Origin of the sequence: Pseudobutyrivibrio sp. OR37 (genome assembly GCF_900113655.1) — a bacterium.
Classification (GTDB): Bacteria; Bacillota; Clostridia; order Lachnospirales; family Lachnospiraceae; genus Pseudobutyrivibrio.
The window spans coordinates 99,080-117,493 of record NZ_FOQF01000009.1 but is presented as its reverse complement, the minus strand read 5'-3'; the positions used below and the strand labels follow the sequence as shown (position 1 = coordinate 117,493).

General features: G+C 38.1%; 15 protein-coding genes. 6 read left to right on the top strand and 9 right to left on the bottom strand.

The annotated features are described in order from the left end of the window. On the top strand, window positions 1-1,736 hold a 1,736-nt coding region (locus BM097_RS16875), incomplete at its 5' end, for a flagellin (protein ID WP_330389582.1). A 171-nt stretch (window positions 1,737-1,907) separates the two neighbouring features. Here the strand turns inward: BM097_RS16875 and BM097_RS06490 are convergent. Both BM097_RS06490 and BM097_RS06485 read right to left on the bottom strand, forming a co-directional pair. Continuing rightward, window positions 1,908-2,540, bottom strand: a complete 633-nt coding sequence (locus BM097_RS06490; RefSeq protein ID WP_090547135.1) for a hypothetical protein — start codon at window positions 2,538-2,540, stop codon at window positions 1,908-1,910. Further along, window positions 2,518-3,813 (bottom strand): serine/threonine-protein kinase, encoded by a 1,296-nt coding sequence (locus tag BM097_RS06485; protein ID WP_090547133.1) that lies wholly within the window; start codon window positions 3,811-3,813, stop codon window positions 2,518-2,520. Before BM097_RS06485 ends, BM097_RS06490 begins: the two co-directional genes overlap by 23 nt. 244 nt (window positions 3,814-4,057) lie before the next feature. On the opposite strand from BM097_RS06485, the gene BM097_RS06480 reads away from it, so the two are divergent. Further along, window positions 4,058-4,807, top strand: coding sequence for an adaptor protein MecA (locus BM097_RS06480; protein ID WP_090547130.1), 750 nt, complete (start codon window positions 4,058-4,060; stop codon window positions 4,805-4,807). A gap of 43 nt (window positions 4,808-4,850) precedes the next feature. Here the strand turns inward: BM097_RS06480 and BM097_RS06475 are convergent, their stop codons facing one another. Further along, window positions 4,851-5,057, bottom strand: a complete 207-nt coding sequence (locus BM097_RS06475) for a DUF1858 domain-containing protein (protein WP_015550586.1) — start codon at window positions 5,055-5,057, stop codon at window positions 4,851-4,853. 319 nt (window positions 5,058-5,376) lie between these two features. On the opposite strand from BM097_RS06475, the gene BM097_RS06470 reads away from it, so the two are divergent. Next, window positions 5,377-5,547 (top strand): DUF362 domain-containing protein, encoded by a 171-nt coding sequence (locus BM097_RS06470; protein ID WP_090153072.1) that lies wholly within the window; start codon window positions 5,377-5,379, stop codon window positions 5,545-5,547. Between the two features lie 187 nt (window positions 5,548-5,734). On the opposite strand, the gene dnaB is transcribed toward BM097_RS06470, so the two are convergent. The 3 genes from dnaB to BM097_RS06455 are packed head-to-tail and all read right to left on the bottom strand — an operon-like array spanning window position 5,735 to window position 9,599. Then, on the bottom strand, window positions 5,735-7,081 hold the full coding sequence (gene dnaB / locus BM097_RS06465) for a replicative DNA helicase (protein ID WP_090547127.1): 1,347 nt from the start codon (window positions 7,079-7,081) through the stop codon (window positions 5,735-5,737). Between the two features lie 17 nt (window positions 7,082-7,098). After that, the gene (gene rplI, locus BM097_RS06460) at window positions 7,099-7,545 is read right to left on the bottom strand and encodes a 50S ribosomal protein L9 (protein WP_090547126.1); all 447 of its coding nucleotides are present in this window, start codon (window positions 7,543-7,545) and stop codon (window positions 7,099-7,101) included. Continuing rightward, on the bottom strand, window positions 7,542-9,599 hold the full coding sequence (locus tag BM097_RS06455; protein ID WP_090547124.1) for a GGDEF domain-containing protein: 2,058 nt from the start codon (window positions 9,597-9,599) through the stop codon (window positions 7,542-7,544). Before BM097_RS06455 ends, rplI begins: the two co-directional genes overlap by 4 nt. A gap of 275 nt (window positions 9,600-9,874) precedes the next feature. Here BM097_RS06455 and BM097_RS06450 point away from each other — a divergent pair, with 275 nt between their 5' ends. Then, window positions 9,875-10,981 carry an ABC transporter ATP-binding protein gene (locus BM097_RS06450; RefSeq protein WP_090547122.1) on the top strand — a complete coding sequence of 369 codons (1,107 nt, stop codon included), beginning with the start codon at window positions 9,875-9,877 and terminating at the stop codon, window positions 10,979-10,981. Window positions 10,982-11,068: 87 nt separating this feature from the next. Next, window positions 11,069-11,965, top strand: coding sequence for a PucR family transcriptional regulator (locus tag BM097_RS06445; protein WP_177197392.1), 897 nt, complete (start codon window positions 11,069-11,071; stop codon window positions 11,963-11,965). A gap of 14 nt (window positions 11,966-11,979) precedes the next feature. Here BM097_RS06445 and BM097_RS06440 read toward each other — a convergent pair whose 3' ends face one another. From BM097_RS06440 to BM097_RS06430, 3 genes are all read right to left on the bottom strand, one after another. Beyond that, complete coding sequence (locus BM097_RS06440; protein ID WP_090547117.1) at window positions 11,980-13,311, bottom strand: ATP-binding protein; 1,332 nt, start codon at window positions 13,309-13,311, stop codon at window positions 11,980-11,982. 138 nt (window positions 13,312-13,449) lie between these two features. Then, the gene (locus BM097_RS06435) at window positions 13,450-15,435 is read right to left on the bottom strand and encodes an alpha-amylase family glycosyl hydrolase (RefSeq protein WP_090547114.1); all 1,986 of its coding nucleotides are present in this window, start codon (window positions 15,433-15,435) and stop codon (window positions 13,450-13,452) included. Between the two features lie 24 nt (window positions 15,436-15,459). Then, entirely contained in the window at window positions 15,460-17,196 is a 1,737-nt protein-coding gene (locus tag BM097_RS06430) for a glycoside hydrolase family 13 protein (RefSeq protein ID WP_255406627.1), read from the bottom strand. A 187-nt stretch (window positions 17,197-17,383) separates the two neighbouring features. Here BM097_RS06430 and BM097_RS06425 point away from each other — a divergent pair, with 187 nt between their 5' ends. After that, window positions 17,384-18,403, top strand: a complete 1,020-nt coding sequence (locus BM097_RS06425; RefSeq protein WP_090547109.1) for a LacI family DNA-binding transcriptional regulator — start codon at window positions 17,384-17,386, stop codon at window positions 18,401-18,403. Window positions 18,404-18,414: the final 11 nt, after the last annotated feature.

The window sequence follows — 18,414 nt, the reverse complement described above, 5'->3', positions numbered from 1 at the left end:
ATCAGGCATCTACAAATGCTCAGGATGGTGTATCTGCAGTACAGACAGCTGAAGGTGCTTTAACAGAAGTTCACTCAATGCTTCAGAGAATGAATGAGCTAGCAGTTCAGGCAGCAAACGGCACAAACAGTGATACAGATCGTAACTCAATCCAGGACGAAATTAATCAGCTTACAACAGAAATCGACCGTGTAGCTGAAACAACAAAGTTCAATGAGACATACTTACTTAAGGGCGATGCTGATGGTAACGAAGTTACTAAGACAGTAAAGGCTCATGACGCTGGTCTTGATGGAAAGCTTGTTGAGAATACAACGGCTGGAACAACAAAGTTTACTCTTAACAAGAAGCTTGAAAATGGTGACAAGGTTACTATTGCAGGCAAGGAGTACAGCATCGGTCTTGGCAAGTCAGAAGACAGCTACGAAGATAAAGCTACTTTAACAAATAAAGCTGTTAAAGTTGGCGATAGTGTAACAGTAGATGGAAAAACAACTACTCTTACAAATGATGTTAAGGCAAATACACTTATTGGAAACAGTGATGTAGAGGCTGCAAATAATCAGATTATTGCAAAAGATGGTACTGTATATGAGTATAAGGCAGCTGGAACTCACGTTACAACTGCTGGATGGTACGATAAGTCTACATATGAAGATACTGCATTATATGCTGCACAGGGTCACATGAAGACTACGGGCCAGATTGCTGTTGAAGGAGCTACACTTAAGCTTAATGCAGCACAGACTACTAGTGGTTTAAAGGAATTTAATATTGTAGAAAATATTAAAGATGGCGAAAAGTCAGCATTCGATTTAGGTGGTAGCGGTACAATCAAGGCAGAAGATATAAAGGGTAGTGCGCTATCAGCAGGTGATTCTGCAACTATTAGTGGTGAAACAAGGACAGCTGTTGAAACAGCTTTTTCAGGTGCTCAGATTAAAAAGCTTGCTGATGTAGCAAAGGCTATTGGAAATCTTCAAGGTGATAAGACTGTTACTGTAGCAAATATTGATACAACAAATGAAGTTACTTACAAAATAGCAGAAACGGCTGCTCAAGAAGATAGCGCATCAAATACTTATACTCGTGATCATATCATTGAGTTATTAAAAGAAGGACAAGAGGTTACTGTTGATTCTACTAAATATACAGTAGCAGGTGTTGATGCAGCAGATGATAGCAAGATTTCTGCTAATAGAGCATACACACTTATGGCAGATGAGCTTCAGAAGGCTTCTTCAATTGGTACAGATACAGCTGCTAAGGTTCAGAACAACAATGATGGTTCATTTGAAATTACACAGGGTACTGTAACCTACAAGGATAAGCTTACATTCAACCTTCACGTTGGTGCTGATGCTGATATGACAAACAAGATTAATGTAGATGTTAATTCTATGAGCGCTGCTTCTCTTGGTATTAAGGGTATTAACGTATCTGATACTACAGGTACAGCTGCTACATACGCAATCGATGCAATCGCTGATGCTGTTGCAAAGGTATCTGCTCAGAGATCTGCACTTGGTGCTGTTCAGAACAGATTAGAGCACACAATCGCTAACGTTGATAACGTAGTTGAGAACTCTACAGCTGCTGAATCTCGTATCCGTGATACAGATATGGCTGACGAGATGGTTAACTACAGCAAGAATAACATTCTTGCTCAGGCTGGCCAGTCAATGCTTGCACAGGCTAATCAGTCAACACAGGGCGTACTTTCAATCTTAGGATAGTTTCATAATAGGAGTATAGCCTAGATGCTCTAATTATGAATTTGGCTAATATATTAAGGGGCTCCCATCCCAGGAGCCCCTTTAATAATATATTTACTTAATAATCCTCTATTTCTAGATTTGTCCTTTTTTAGATTCCAGTGACGATATTGGAATCCCTTCTTTTCGCAGCTACATTATCATTTCCAATAGAGGCTCGAAATCCTCCTCTTTTAGCTTAAAAGGATCTTCAATGATTGGTCTTTCACGCATGATGCAATGATCCAAAATAGCTTTACGCGAATTCTTTTGAGTGCCTTGAAATTTTTTTAATATATATATCTTTATAATTTTTATGCAGTCTCCTTTCATTAACTCTATCAATATATCCATGTCATTTACACACCATGGGCTTAAAGAACCAATCATTATCTTTGTTTCACATCGGCTATAAATTATTTTTGTTATTTCTGAGTATTCAGCTATATCTATCACAATGTGCCCCTCCCAGCTATTAATTAGTTGCAGGGCTTCTTCCACATCGCAGGCCAACACATAGATTACACCCTTGTATTTAAAGCCTACATGTCCATCAAAGTTAATCTGTTTATCGCCAACAACTGGTAACAGCTGGCTTCTATTAGCAAGCTCGATATATAAAACTGATTGTTTCAATGCCGAGCCTAAGAAATTTGCTATAGCCAAACACATATGTGTTACACCCATTTTTTTTGACGCGCCGATTACTCCAATTCTTTTTTGTTTTCCAATTATTTTTTTATAGCTCTTTTTTTGCCAATGTTTAAAACTTAATATCCTTTTCATTTTGCAATAATGTTTGAATAATCCTTTCCTCTTCCTTTGATAAATCACCTGAACATTTTGAAGGCGGATACATATAAACCTTCTTTTTCAGTTCCTTTGCCAGCCTTATGGATGCTATCTTTGTAGACATATTCGCTACCAACAAAACAGACTTATCCCGTATCCATTTTGGATAGCGCACCCTTTGCCATGGCGCAGTTCCTGTAATCATAATGATTAAATCGCTATTGATAGCCTGATTTAGGTCTATCCCGCAATCAACAATGTATAATCCAATAGGAGGCATATATTTTTCTACTGCATCTCCATAATTTAAGATGCCCTTGAAATAATCGTGGTATAAAATTCCATCCTTTATTTTTGTGCCAGATAAATTCTCCAAAAGATTATGGACAACATCATCCTTTTCATTTTTGTAATATGCACTTAATCCCCTTTTATTTAGGAACCTGCATATATTTATTGCTATTTTTGTGGTCCCAACAGCATGTGCTGCTCCAACCACTGCTATTCTTTTGCAAAGATGCCTTACTTCCGTTGTGTTCTTAGCTTTATTTCCTTGCAAATCAAGCAAGCCTTGTTTTAATTCACTTATAGACTTTATTCTATTTTCAATATTTTCCTCAGTTGCCTGACTTACTAGCTTTTTTATTCTAAAATCATCTCTTGCATTACTGTTTTTCTGCATAAATTCAATAATCTTGCCGACACCATAAACGTCGCATCGCTCGTCTAAGAAACCGGCCTTAAGTTGCTCTGGTGCAGCCCAATTTATTGTGCCTAGGGGCCTTGCCTTTGCTGCTTCAGACTTCCTTACAGATATGCCAAAATCTATTAGACGAACAGTATTTTCCTGCAATATTACATGCTCAGGCTTCATATCGCGATAAAGAATTGGTCCTCCATCGGCATTATGTAAAGCCTCTATAACATCGCATAGACTAATAGCTATTTTTATCAGTTTTTCTTTTGAGATTATTGTATCTAGCAAATACTCACGCAGAGATTGTCCTTCTACGTATTCCTCAACTAGGTAGTTCATCTCATTTGTATCTTCTACACTAAAAATTGTGGGTACTTGGGATGATTTAATCCCCTGTAAAAGATGTGCTTCGGATAGGATGCTGTGTGCATCAGGATGGGCACTGTGAACCGCCTTTAGAACCCTTAATGCTCCTATCTTTCTGTAATTGACAAGTAATACTGCTGTAGCTGCTGTTTCTTGCAGTATTTGAACTATGTCATACCTGTCTTCTATATCTTCAGGTATCATATTACTCTGCTCCTTCCTTTCGGAAAGGCATCTTGCAGATAAGTTTATATCACATGTAAAATTATATTGCAATACCCAATTTGAAAATAAATATTTTTCTATAACACCAATATTTTATAAAAATTTTATAATTTTATCACGATTTATATGGCTTCTCGCCTTTACTTTCCGATATAATATATATATAATTCGAATAAGAAATTTGCTTTAGTCGCATCTTATTTCGATTCGGGAGGTGATTTTTATGAAGATTGAAAGAATCAACGAGAACCAGATCAGATGCACTCTATCGAGAGAAGATTTAATAAGCCGCCACATCAAGCTTTCAGAGCTTGCTTACGGCTCAGCCAAAGCCAGAGCACTGTTTAAGGAGCTTATGGAACAGGCTGCATACCAGTACGGTTTCGAAGCAGAAGATATTCCGCTTATGATAGAAGCTATACCGCTTTCATCAGAATCTATTATTCTTGTAGTTACAAAGGTTGAAAATCCTGACGAATTAGATACTCGTTTCTCTAGATTTTCAGAGGACGATGATGATTATGATGATGACGATATGGATGCTAACGATGCACCAGCCAAGCCATTCAATGAATCAGCGGCTGATGATATCTTAAATATCTTTAATAGCCTTATTGAAAAGGCACAGGCCGCAATCGCAGCTTCCCCAGAGGAAGCAGCTAAAAAGGGTTTACCTGTAGACATTACCAAAATGTTCGTTTTCGACAATCTGGATGATGTACTTAGATTATCAGGTATCCTGGCTACGTTTTACACTGGAAAGAATTCTCTCTACAAGAGTCCATTTGACGACAAATACTATTTAGTAGTTAGCAAATCAGAAGACTCAGCCGAGACCTACAACAAAGTGTGCAATATTCTTTCAGAATATAGCAACCAGCAGAACTATGTAGTTGGAACAGACCAATATATGGCTGAACACTACGAAATAATGGCTGAAGGCGATGCAATTCAAAAGCTCGCCACAATTTAAGCAACAAAAAAGACCAGCAAAACTGGTCTTTTTTATTTGCTCATTAAGCCTTTGAATCTAAGAATGTATTAATCTCTTCTACAAGATCGTCAGCATCGATACCGTGTACCATAGCTGCCTCCTCAATTGTTTCCATCTGAGATGATGGACATCCGAGACAGTGCATGCCGATATTAAGTAAAATAGGTGCTACGTCAGCATCAATCTGAAGAAGCTCACCAATCATTGTTGCCTTTGATACTCTTGCCATTTCAAATACTTCCTTTCTTTATTTGATTTCAATTGATAATACCATGTATTTCGATTTTTCGCAATTGATTATAAGCATTGTTAATACATACTTAATAAATAGGTTAGTTTGATATTAACTAAGTTGTGTACACAATTTAAACTCATGTTAGCCTAAATCAACAGAAGTTAGTTTATGTGAACCGCTTTATCCCTTGATTTTAGCTATATTTTTAAAAATTTAATTTTGTCCTTGATTTAGACACAATTTAGTTGTATTATAGTCTCATCAACTCGTAATTGATAATTTTTATTAATTATATTTAAGGAGGAATTTTATTATGGCATACGTAATTTCTGATTCATGTGTATCATGTGGTACATGCGAGCCTGAGTGCCCAGTAGGTGCTATCTCTCAGGGAGATTCACAGTTCAACATCGATGCAGGTGCATGTGTTGATTGTGGTACTTGCGCAGGTGTTTGCCCAACAGGAGCTATCTCTCAGGGCTAATCATTAAGTAATAACTTAATCAAGAAAACCGGTTAAGAAGTGTTGCGTTGCAGCACTTCTTTTTTTGCATAAAAAAAAGCCTTCTCCCAATGGGAGAAGGTGGCTGCGAAGCAGACGGATGAGGGTCATTTGTAATTATCCCCTCATCAGTCACCTGCGGTGACAGCTTCTCCACCAGGGAGAAGCCTTACTCATGATTTGATTGGCCACTGTGGTCTCTATTAGCAAATCTTGTGTATTCTGGTAACCAAGTAAGCTCGATGGTTCCGATAGGACCGTTACGTTGCTTAGCTACGATGATTTCAGATACACCCTTAAGCTCTGTATCGTGGTTATAGTAATCATCACGGTAGATGAACATAACCACGTCGGCATCCTGCTCGATGGCACCTGATTCACGAAGGTCAGACATCATTGGACGATGATCTGGACGCTGCTCAACGGCACGGGAAAGCTGCGACAGTGCAATAACTGGTACATTCAGCTCTCTGGCAAGACCTTTTAGTGAACGAGAAATCTCTGAGATTTCCTGCTGTCTACTTTCTGATTTTCCATTACCTGACATCAACTGCAAGTAGTCGATGATGATAATAGAAAGGCCAAATTCCATTTTAAATTTTCTACATTTACTACGAAGCTCTCCGATTGAGATACCTGGTGTATCATCAATAATAAGCTTTGAATTACCGATTTTACCAGCACCTTCGATAAGGTTTTCCCAATCTGCTTCCTGCAGATTACCGGTACGAAGCTTCTGGGCATCTACTCTTGATTCTAGGGCGAATAGACGGTTAACCAGCTGCTCCTTTGACATTTCCAGTGAGAATATGGCTGCGCATAAATGCTCATGGATAGTGATATGCTGTGCCAGGTTAAGAACGAAGGCTGTTTTACCCATTGATGGACGGGCCGCAATAAGAATAAGGTCAGATGGCTGCAAGCCTGCAGTCTGTCTGTCCAAATCAATAAAGCCTGTTGGAATACCAGTAACTACGCCTCGCTGCTTTGATGCCTGCTCAATCTTTGCAATGGCATTCATAACAACCTGCTTGATTGGCACATAATCTGTGTTTCCACGATTCTGCACCAGGGCGAATATGTCATGCTCAGTCTGATTAAGGATGGTATCAACCTCTTCAGAACCTTCAAAGCACATGTTCTCGATATTCTGATTTACCTTAATGATATTTCGAAGTACTGCCTTATCCTTTACGATATTGGCATAGCTTTTTGCATTTACTGTTGTAGGTACACCCAATACCAATTCCTGTATGAACTCAAGGGAAGCGAATTCTGGTGGAACTCCCTTTTCCTTAAGCTTGTTCTGCAAGGTTACCTCATCTACAGGCTCGCCAGCGTTGTAAAGCTCAACGATGGCTTCGAAAAGCATTCCATACTGTTGGTGGTAGAAATCATCCTTAATAAGGATTTCGGAACATTCCACAATAACGTCCCTATCTACAATCATCGAACCAATAACAGACTGCTCTGCCTCTAGAGAATTAGGCATTTGTCGTTTGATTACGTCTTCCATTAATTATTCCCCTAATTTTATTGTTCTGACACGTGAACACGAAGTGTAGCTGTTACCTTTGGATGAAGCTTAACCTTTACCTCGTAAGTGCCAAGACCTCTGATTGGATCATCAAGAACGATTTTCTTTTTATCGATTTCCTTGCCGTACTGCTTCTTTGCAGCTTCAGCTATTTCCTTTGTAGATACTGAACCGAAGGTACGTCCGCCTTCTCCTGTCTTGATTTTGGTCTCAACCTTCCACTCAGCAATTTCCTTTTCAAATGCTAAAGCGGCCTCATAATTTTCCTGAGCCACCTTTTCATCGTGCTTATTCTGAAGCTTAAGGTCGTTAAGTGCTGCGTTTGTAGCCTCTACACCAAGCTTTTTCTTGAAAAGCATGTTTCTAGCATATCCTTCACTTACTTCTACAACCTCACCTTTTTTTCCAAGTGATTTTACATCTGCAAGTAATATTACTTTCATAGTCTAATTTCTCCTTCTTCTAGCATTTTATCTATTGTGGCCTCAAGATCCTCGCGAACCTCTTCTAGGGTTCTGTTTTGAATCTGAGCGCCTGCGATGTTTACATGTCCACCACCACCAAGGCGTGCCATAATACTCTGCACATCAATTTCATCGATTGAACGAGAGCTTATGAATATCTTATCCATAAATTTTGTAAGAACAAAGGAAGCCTTGATTCCTACGATATTAAGAAGCTCATTGGCTGCCTGAGCGCCTACAACTGTAGGACTTTCAAGATTGCCATCTGGCTCACATTCTGCTATAGCAAATGCATCTCTGTAAACTCTAGCGTTTCTAACGATTTCAGCACGTGCCTTGTAGGTTTCCATATTTTCACGAAGCATCTTTCGAACACGAGTAACCTCGGCGCCATTACGGCGAAGGAAAGCTGCTGCTTCAAATGTACGGACACCCGTTTTTGTCATAAAGTTGTTTGTATCGATAAGTATACCTGCGTAAATACAATCAGCCTCTGTTGGGTTGATATTAATCTTATCCGCAAAATACTGTAAAACCTCGGCAATCATCTCACTTGCTGATGATGCATAAGGCTCGATGTATGAAAGAATTGGATTCTCTATTACTTCATCCACCTGCCTGTGGTGGTCAATTACAACAATATTTTTGTTCTTATTAAGTAGGTTTGGACATTCTACATAGCTTGGTCTATTTGTATCAACAACCATTATAAGTGTGTTGTCGTTGCACAGGTTCAGGGCTTGCTCACTGGTAATAAACATATCATCTGGATATTCACCCTTTTCTGTGAAAGACTCTACCACCGGTCTCATTGAGCTGGTGATTGTATCAATTACGATATTTACTGGCTTGCCAATCTCTCGGCCTGCACAGTACACGCCGACAGAAGCGCCAAGGCAATCTGCATCGGAAAGATTGTGTCCCATTACGATGATTCGCTCTCGAGTCTCCATTAGCTCTCGAAGAGCCTGGGCCTTAACTCTCGCTTTAACACGTGTGGTACGCTCTACTTCCTTACCATGTGTACCATAATATGATACGTTCTGGCCATTCTTAACAACTACCTGGCAACCACCGCGGGCAAGTGCAAGATCGATTGCCACATGAGCATACTGTGCCTTTTGCGTATAGCTGTCACTACCTAAGCCAACACCGATACTTACTGTAATATCCTTGTCATTTCCCATCTTAATAGTGGTGATATCTTCCACAATTGAGAATTTATCTTCTTCAAACTGCTTAAGATACTTGTGTTGGAAGATGATTAAATACTTATCCTTTTCCAAACGTCTTACAATGGCATTTCCTTCGCCAAAGTATTTATTAATCTTTCTGTCTAATAGGGCTAAAAGCATTGAGCGTTTAGCATTTTCAACCTGTTCGAATACCTCATCGTAATTATCAACATAAAGAAGGGCCATTACCATCGACTGGTCATTAATCTTTGCCTTTGTAGCCTGAATATCTGTTTCGTCAAAAAGGATTACTGCAACCAGGCCATCTGATGAATCTTCCATATTTATAGAAATATTTCCACCAGAAAGAGGCTCCGACATATCAAGTCTTTGCAAGCAGGCTAAGTATTTTCTATCGTTATATTCAATGTGAATATCGAAATTATCATCCTTAGCGTGGTCAATGCCTTCACGAGTAATCTCTGAAAAGATGCTGGTAATTGACTTGTTATATGTCTTGTTTTTATCCACAAGCTCTCTAAACTCATCATTCATCCAAATAATCTTGCCAGATGAATCCAAAAGCACATAAGGCAAGCGGAAGTTTTTGATGAGCTCCTTTTGTACAGTGCCATAGTGCACTGCGTAATCAATAATGGTATTTTTGAATGATTTCAGATTAGCTCTGTAATATATGAAACAAATAACTCCATACACAAATACAAAGGCAGTCATAATGCCTGCCACTTTTGTATCTACAAAACTAACTGCGATACATCCTATTAAAAAGATAATAAGCATGTATAGAGGGAATCGCAGATAACGATTTAAGCGATTCCTATATTTTGCTGATTCCATAATAACAATCTCCCTAATGTTATTAATATATACACTCCTATGTATTATACCACACTAACCGTTCTTTTATACATATTATATATTGAACTATAGTGTATGTGCTCAATTTAAGACTTATGGTTTTGTGCATTTTTCACATGTGGTTGTCAAAATAACGAAAGGATTTTGTATTTTTTGGTTATTCTAACATTGTTCACAATTTCTCCATTTTTTATAATCGTAGATAGTTAAGGGAGATTCCCAAATAGATTTAAAAAAAAGAGAGGATTTTTACAATGGCAGACATTCAATTAAAAAACATTAATAAGAAATATCCTAACGGTTTCCACGCTGTTAAGGATTTCAATCTTGACATTAAGGATCAGGAATTCATCATCTTCGTAGGACCTTCTGGTTGTGGTAAGTCTACAACACTTCGTATGATTGCTGGTCTTGAAGAGATTTCAGACGGTGAGCTTCTCATCGATGGAAAGCTTATGAACGACGTAGAGCCTAAGGACAGAGATATCGCAATGGTATTCCAGAACTACGCTCTTTACCCACATATGACAGTTTACGATAACATGGCATTTGGTCTTAAGTTACGTAAGGTACCAAAGGACGAAATCGATAAGAAGGTACGTGAGGCAGCTAGAATCCTTGACCTTGAGAAGCTTCTTGACAGAAAGCCAAAGGCTCTTTCAGGTGGTCAGAGACAGCGTGTTGCTATGGGTCGTGCAATCGTTCGTAACCCTAAGGTATTCCTTATGGATGAGCCTCTTTCAAACCTTGATGCAAAGCTTCGTGTTCAGATGAGAACTGAGATTTCTAAGCTTCATGATTCACTTGGAGCAACAATGATCTACGTTACACACGATCAGACAGAGGCTATGACACTTGGTACAAGAATCGTAGTTATGAAGGACGGTGTTGTTCAGCAGATTGATACACCAGCTAACCTTTACCAGAAGCCATGCAACCTCTTCGTTGCTGGATTCATCGGATCACCTCAGATGAACTTCCTTGAGGGAACACTTAATGCTGATTGCTCAGCTATCCAGGTTAACGGTGCTAGCCTTCAGATTCCACCTGCAAAGACAAAGGCTCTTTCAGATGCTGGTTATGCTAACAAGTCTGTAATCCTTGGTATCCGTCCAGAGGATATTCATGATTCACAGATCTTCGTTGATACACAGTCTGCTTCAGTTATCGAAGCTAAGATTTCTGTATACGAGCTTCTTGGTGCAGAAGTTTACTTATACTTCGATTATGCTGGAACTCAGGTTACAGCAAGAGTTGACCCACGTACAACAGCTAGAGGCGGCGACACAGTTAAGTTTGCTCTTGATATGGAGAAGGCTCACTTCTTCGATAAGGATACAGAGCTTACAATTGCTAACTAATACTTAGCCATATAAAAAAAGACTGGATGCACTCGCATCCAGTTTTTTTATGCTATAATGTTGCTATCTTTTTATTGGGGTATTGAAATGAATTTTGAAGAAAAAAAGCAAAAATTATTAGAGCAATTATCAAAGGCTACTGGAATTAATTTTGAAATATCTGATTCTGAACTTTCAGATGATGAAACTATTAATAAGCTTAAGGAAATGGTTGTTAGATTCAATGTTCTTGATTCTAAAAGCTCCTTCTACAGGGCTTTCCTTACCAGAGAGCTTTCTTATTCAGACGCAGCAGCCTACATTCATCGCTTCCATATAGATGAAAACGCTGTTCGCATGGTTTTCTACCTGGAAAGCCAGACTGATTACACAAAGGAAGCTGTATCACTGTTAAAGAGCCTTCTTCCAGATTCGCAGGATGCCTTGGTTCAGATTGATTCTAAGCATATTGCATTGATTGTACACTTTGAAAAGACTCCTGATTCCGAAGAGATTAATCAGTACTGTATGGAATTTTTGGATATGCTTGAGTCCGAAGCCTTCATGTCTTTTAAGGTTTCTTACGATTTACCTACTAACAATTTTACAGACCTGCCTTCTTCCTACAAGGATGTTGTTATTGCTATGCACATCGGCAATATCTTTAACAGTTCAGGTCATATTTATTCATACAATACCCTTGGGCTAGGCCGATTGCTTTACAATATACCTGCCGATGAAGTTGAGACATATTTAAACAACCATATCAATTTCGACATTTTATCTGGTCTTGACGTGGAAACTTTGAACCTTTTAGAGGCATTTTTCGATAATGACTTATCTTTGGCCGAAACCAGCCGTAAGATGTTTATTCACCGAAATACTCTTATCTACCGTCTTGATAAATTTGCTGATTTAACTGGATATGATGTAAGAAAATTCTCAGATGCAATCACCGTAAAGCTCTCGCTCATGCTTTACAATTATATAAGAGCCACCAAATGATGGTGGCTCTTTTTCTACATAAACATCAACATAAATATCGGCATTGAAATTATTTTATCTGATTTGCCAATATTTACAGATGCCATCTTATATCCCTTTTTAAGGTGTGAGCTATTCTCTAGGATGTTCTTTAGAGAATTAGCCTGCTTCCTGCCTGCTTTAATTTCGATTGGGATTATCTCATCTTCTTTCATTATTACAAATTCAATTTCGCTGGTATTTTTTTCATGCTTAAAGAAGAACAGTTTATTGTAGCCCCTTTTGTGAAGCATATCTGCTGCAAGCGCCTCATATAGAGCTCCTTTTGCAGTTCCTAAGATTAATCCACTTGCTTTTTCTTCGATGCTGTTATCTTCAAGCAGAGCCTTTTTTAATCCCTCATCAAACATGCCTACTAGGATGCCTATGTCTGTTGGATATATTCTAAAGTTCGTTTCATCTGCATAAGATTCTAATGGAAATTCTATCCTCTTAAGATTCTGCACCTGCACAGTTAATAGCTGATTATTTAGCCATGCAATACTTGAGCCAAATTTGTTTGCGGTAGCTTTTGACTCCACCTTTGAATATTGAAATTTATGATTTTCCTTTGTCAATTGGTACGGAATAGATTCATAGCATTCCTGCGCCTTAATTCTCATATTTGCATCAGCAAATCTGGCTATATCAGCTTTATAATCTCTTATTAATCGACCTTGCAATTCGTGAACTGCATGTAAATCCTTTGTATCGATGTAAGTAGATACTACTTCTGGCATGCCGCCTATCACCATATACCTGCGAAGATAGCTTGTCATAGTACCTATCAACGAGCCAGGCATTTTTTCTATATTATCAAAATACTTCCTAATACCTTCTATTACAGTTTTATCCATTCCTTCTGCCCAAAGGAATTCTTCAAAGTCTAGGGAGTGCATAGATAAATATTCTACCTTACCTACAGGATATGAAATCTCACTCATGTAGTTCATACCTAATGATGAACCCATACCAATCACATCGTATCTTCCATCCTCTGTCCAAAACTTCAGAGAAGCTATGGCATTTGGACATTCCTGTATCTCATCTAGTAATAACAATGTATTTCCGTCTATAAACTTTGTTCCAGGTCTTCTTGCTGAGATATTAAGCTTTAATGTATCTATATCAAGGTCACCTGAGAATTCTCCTATCATAGATGGTTCTTCAATGAAATTGATATAAATATATGATTCATAGTCCTTTGAAAACATCTGATCCACAACATAAGTCTTTCCTACCTGACGCTGTCCTGTGACTATCAAGCTTTTATGGCCTTTTCTTTTTCTCCACTCTCTCAGACTGTAAAGTATCTTTCTCTCTAGCATAATGATACCTCCTCTGATATTATTCTATAGAAAAATATGTGTTATGTAAATATTTTTCTATAGAATAATATTGATAAGGCGTATATTTTTCCATAGAAAAAAGGCTTCTTCCATGATATGGTAGAAGCCTTTTACTATTTAGAAATCAAATTCGTAATTCATATCGCTATCGCCTGTTTCGATTACTCTGTTATTACCATTTTCCCAAACGACATTTCCATTATCATCCATTTTAATAGCCTTGAATTCGATTCTCTTATTCTTTGGAAGTTTTACATTTACCTCCCATGTTGGATAATTAGGGCACTTTCCTGGTCCTACTGCTTCCTTTGTGTTCCAGTTACCAAACTCGTCGCAATCCCCTACAAGATAAACGTTCTGTCCCCAGTAAGTATCGGCATTCTTAATTTTGAAGGATACCTCTACTGTCTCTTTATCAGGGTTTTCGCCCTTTTCAACTCTATATATCTTATTTGAGTTTCCATTTACTGAAACCTCTACCTTACTGTCCTTAGAAACAGTAACTCTATCGTTAGAATCGAAAACATTTACAAGCACATCACCAGGCTTAATTGAGCTTTCTTTTCTAATCTGCATATTGTTCGTGATTGTGTATCCAGCATTATTGAATGCACAGATGACTTCCTCGCCTTCTCTTTCTCCAGAATCAATTCTTCTAGAGAATGCATAGTAATGCTCTGCTGTCCACATCTCGCGCTGAGTACCATACTGAAGAGCTGGGTTTTCCTGTCGTACCTTGTTAAGCTTTGCAATAAGCTTATATGTATCAGTATCTGTATTAAAGTAATCTGTAATTACATTTCCATTGATGTCCTTCTTTACCATGCTCCATCTATTCCAGGTGTCAGCAATTCCGTTGATAATCTGACCATTTGCATTACCCTTGTTCTGCTCTGTACCCTGGAATACTACAGGAACGCCACGGCATGTAAAGATGAATGTTAATGCATTCTGCATTTTCGCAACATTACCACCTGCTTCTGTAAGGAATCTGTTTCTGTCATGGTTATCAATGAAGGTAACCATATTATTTGCTCTACCTCCATAAACTCCATCACTATCAAATACCTTCTGAATTGAAAGTTCTGATGTATTGTTGAAGTTCTGTCCGTATGCAAAATCATTTACAATTGCCTGGAACAATGGGAAGTCAAGCATTCCATCCTCTGCATTGCTTCCTACCCACTGTGACACAAACTCAGGGCACATATCAAAGTTCTCGCCAAATGATGTTACCCCGCATCTAGACTGAAGCTCATGGATATCTGATGGCTTCATACACTTCGCTGCATCAACGCGAATTGCATCTGCGCCTGTTGTCTTTATCCAATATTCAATAGAATTAAACATTGCGCTTTTAGCTGCATAATTATCTAAATCAACATCATCCAATCCACCTAAATCATGGTCCTCAAGATATGCTGTTTTCCAAGGCTCGTGTGGGTGCTCAAAGCTAAAATCTATGTCACCATTATTATGATAGTAAGAAATGTTATCAAATGGTGCAGCCGGTTTAATCTGTGTACCTTCCTTTAGATTTCCACCTGAAATATAGTGAGCATTTCCACCTGTACCTTGGATGTAATCACCTACATGGTTTGGAACCACATCAATTATTACCTTGAGCCCATTAGCATGGCATACATTTACAAGCTCCTTTAGCTTATTTTCACTTTCCTCGGCATTGCTTGCTCCAAAATATCTACTTGCTCTGTTTGGATCATAAACATTGTAGCCATGATATGCTGTAGGCCACTGCTTTCCTGTTGAATCTGGCATACCCCAAAGCTGTGGGTCTGCAACGGGGCTAATCCAGATTGCTGTATATCCCATTCCCTTTATATAATCAATTTTATCAATGATTCCCTGCCAATCACCGCCGTGCATATATCGGAAATCATCTTCTATATATTCCGCTGTTCTAAATGCTTCCCCTTTAGCATTGTTTGATGGATCTCCATCGTAAAATCTGTCTACCATAATCTGATAAACACTTTCCCCCTGCAGGGAATCTGCTGCTTCTGCCTTAGTATCCTTCACAATTAATCCGCTGGAAACTGTGCAAACACTAAGTAAAATTGCTAATACTCTTTTTGCTTTCATTTCTTCTCCTCTTTTTGCTGTTAACTAGTTCCCTTTTTTAATTAATATCAAAGCTGTTCTTCCCTCAACACCTATTTGTTTTCCTGCTTCCTCCTTCCCTGACAATGCATTTATCCAGCCTTGATCTAAATAATTTGGAATTGATACCTCTTCCGCATTATTTCCCATATTAAAAATGATGAGTGCTGTTTCGTCTTCATATGTCCTTGAAAACATGTACAGCTTCTTTTCATCATCACATAGGACTGTTTTGTAGTTTCCCTTTTGAAGGGCTTTAGTGCTTCGTCGAATTTGCAATAACTGTCTATAATAATCTTCCAGCTCTGTTTCCTTTTCCCATGCCATTGGGCTACGATATTCTGGCTCTGTTGTACCCTCGATTCCCTTTTCATCTCCATAAAATACTGATGGGATACCAACAGCACATACCATGTAGGCAAGGGCCAACTTCAGCCTTTCTTCATCCGAATTGCAGGCCGATTTAAAGCGCTGCACATCATGTGTATCCAAAAAATTCATTTGCGCCAGTGCTACCTGCCTTGGATATCTGCGATTCATCTTATGAATTCTGGCGTCAAAGGTTGATACACTTATTTCTTCTGTTCCGAAGAAATCCTTACAGATATTTGTAAAGGTATAATTCATAGTTGAATCAAACTGGTCACCTTGGAGCCATATAGTAGAATCCTCCCAGATTTCCCCAATTAAAAAGCTTTCTGGATTTTCCTCCTTTATAGCCTTTCTGAAGGCCCTAAAGAAATCATGGTTGATTTCATTGGCTACATCCATTCTCCAGCCATCAATTCCACATTCTTTAATCCAGAATCTGCCCACATCACAGCAGTATTTCTCCACCTCTGGATTTCCTGTATTCAGCTTTGGCATAGCTGCCACGTATGCAAATGCTTCGTAGTTTGGAATAGGCTTTGTCTCGATTGGAAATCTCAGCTTATAAAACCAATCTACATATTTTGATTTCTCTCCATTTTTTAGAACATCCTTAAAGGCAAAGAAATCTGGGCCGCAATGATTGAATACGCCGTCTAATATCACCTTAATATCCTTGCTATGACAGGCTTTTACAAGCTCCTTAAAATCCTCAATTGTGCCAAAACATGGATCAATATCCATATAGTCTACAGTGTCATACTTGTGATATGAATTTGCCTTAAATATAGGATTTATATATATGCAATTTGCTCCTAGTGAAGCAATATAATCTAGATTTTCCTCAATACCCTTAATGGTTCCACCTAAATTTGAGTGATACTGGATATCGCCCTCCTGTATATTTTTTCCTTCACAAGATATACTTCTTTTTCCATCTGCAAAGCTATCTGGAAATATATGATACATAACAATTCCATTTACCCATTCAGGAATTGAAATCATATCCTCCTTTCTTAGATAAGGGAATTGAAAATATTGAGTTCTGTTAGTACTTATGCACTGTGAAAAACCATATTCATCATAAAATAGCTTCTCACCTGCAAAATCTGTAAGCTCAAAGTAATAGCATACCCTTGTATAATCTGTCTTTATCTCACATTCAAAGTAATCGTTTACCATATCTGAAGCTACAAGCTCCATCTCAACTTTGAATACATCTATTGGATCCTTCTGACATACTCTGTCGCCAAAATATAAATCTACTTTTGCTAAATCTCCCTTTTCTGCTTTTATCGATACTACAAGACTATCTTCTGCAACCATGTACGCATCCTTAGATAAAGGTGCATGACTTATACCACTTAATATCAAAATACATATTCCTTTCGCATATATTTTAGGAAACTTTTTCCTTACTCGTTGATTATTTATCTTTCATGACATAGAATTTAATTCACAAGATATGTATTTTCAATGTTTATTAGGATATTTTCTTTTCCTTTTGTAGGAAAACGCTATCCTTATTTTTTTAATTTGTGCATTTTTACGGGAGGTTTTTATGAGTGTAACTATAAAAGATGTTGCAAACGAAGCTGGGGTTTCCATCTCTACTGTTTCGAAAATCATTAATGGGAAGGGTTCTATCTCACAAGATACTATTAACAGAGTGCAAGAAACCATTAGAAGGCTGAACTACACCCCAAATTCCAGGGCTGTGAGTTTTGCAAAACAGAATACTAAAAACATTATTTTTCTTACATCAATGAAGAAAAATGAGCCATATCTTAATCCTCACATGTTTGAAATCATGGATGGCTCCTATAGCGCCTTGTCTGGCCTTGATTACACATTAAGTCTTATGGATATATCAATGAAGGATGGACAGGAATCCCCTGTTATTCAAGCTATACAATCGGGCTGTGCAGATGGAATACTTGTACATGGTTCCGCTGTGACTGAGGAAACTGCTAAATATATCATCGATTCAAATTTTCCTCATGTGATTATCGGTAGTCCAAGCATGGATAATCAGCTGTGTTGGATTGATACAAATCACGTTTTAGCTGGCCAGTGTGCTGCAGAGCATTTGCTTGAATGTGGATACATGAATATTGTTTTCATTGGAGAAAAAAGAACTGATTTTATTTCAAATCAACGCCTAAAGGGTGTTAAGAAAGCATTTATCAACCATGGCTTACATTTGGCGGCCGAAAATATATATAGTATTTCCTCTAATATTTCTAACGCTAGAAGCTTAACCAAAGAAATACTTACGGATAATCCTAAAATACAGGCTATTATATGTGAAAATAACACCATTGCTTTTGGGGTTTCCGCAGGAATTTTAGATTTGAAGCTTGATGTTCCTAATGATATTGCCTTTATCACATTTGATAGCTATCCCTACGCAAATATTATCGAGCCTAAGCCTACTGTAGTCGACATTGATATGTTTGATTTAGGATTCCAAGCCGCTCAAACCCTCATACGTAAAATTGATAATCCCCTGTTACTAGCGCAGGGTTATTCTACCTTACCTATCTTAAAGCAAGGATTGACAACAAAAAAGGGGCTGTAAAAAGCCCCTTT

Excerpts from the sequence above, each read along its gene's own strand:
- rplI (WP_090547126.1), bottom strand. The coding sequence starts at position 7,545 with ATGAAAGTAATATTACTTGCAGATGTAAAATCACTTGGAAAAAAAGGT.
- dnaB (WP_090547127.1), bottom strand. The coding sequence starts at position 7,081 with ATGGAAGACGTAATCAAACGACAAATGCCTAATTCTCTAGAGGCAGAG.
- BM097_RS06445 (WP_177197392.1), top strand. The coding sequence starts at position 11,069 with ATGAATTTTGAAGAAAAAAAGCAAAAATTATTAGAGCAATTATCAAAG.
- BM097_RS06435 (WP_090547114.1), bottom strand. The coding sequence starts at position 15,435 with ATGAAAGCAAAAAGAGTATTAGCAATTTTACTTAGTGTTTGCACAGTT.
- BM097_RS06450 (WP_090547122.1), top strand. The coding sequence starts at position 9,875 with ATGGCAGACATTCAATTAAAAAACATTAATAAGAAATATCCTAACGGT.
- BM097_RS06440 (WP_090547117.1), bottom strand. The coding sequence starts at position 13,311 with ATGCTAGAGAGAAAGATACTTTACAGTCTGAGAGAGTGGAGAAAAAGA.
- BM097_RS06485 (WP_090547133.1), bottom strand. The coding sequence starts at position 3,813 with ATGATACCTGAAGATATAGAAGACAGGTATGACATAGTTCAAATACTG.
- BM097_RS06455 (WP_090547124.1), bottom strand. The coding sequence starts at position 9,599 with ATGGAATCAGCAAAATATAGGAATCGCTTAAATCGTTATCTGCGATTC.
- BM097_RS06480 (WP_090547130.1), top strand. The coding sequence starts at position 4,058 with ATGAAGATTGAAAGAATCAACGAGAACCAGATCAGATGCACTCTATCG.
- BM097_RS06490 (WP_090547135.1), bottom strand. The coding sequence starts at position 2,540 with ATGAAAAGGATATTAAGTTTTAAACATTGGCAAAAAAAGAGCTATAAA.
- BM097_RS06475 (WP_015550586.1), bottom strand. The coding sequence starts at position 5,057 with ATGGCAAGAGTATCAAAGGCAACAATGATTGGTGAGCTTCTTCAGATT.
- BM097_RS06470 (WP_090153072.1), top strand. The coding sequence starts at position 5,377 with ATGGCATACGTAATTTCTGATTCATGTGTATCATGTGGTACATGCGAG.
- BM097_RS06425 (WP_090547109.1), top strand. The coding sequence starts at position 17,384 with ATGAGTGTAACTATAAAAGATGTTGCAAACGAAGCTGGGGTTTCCATC.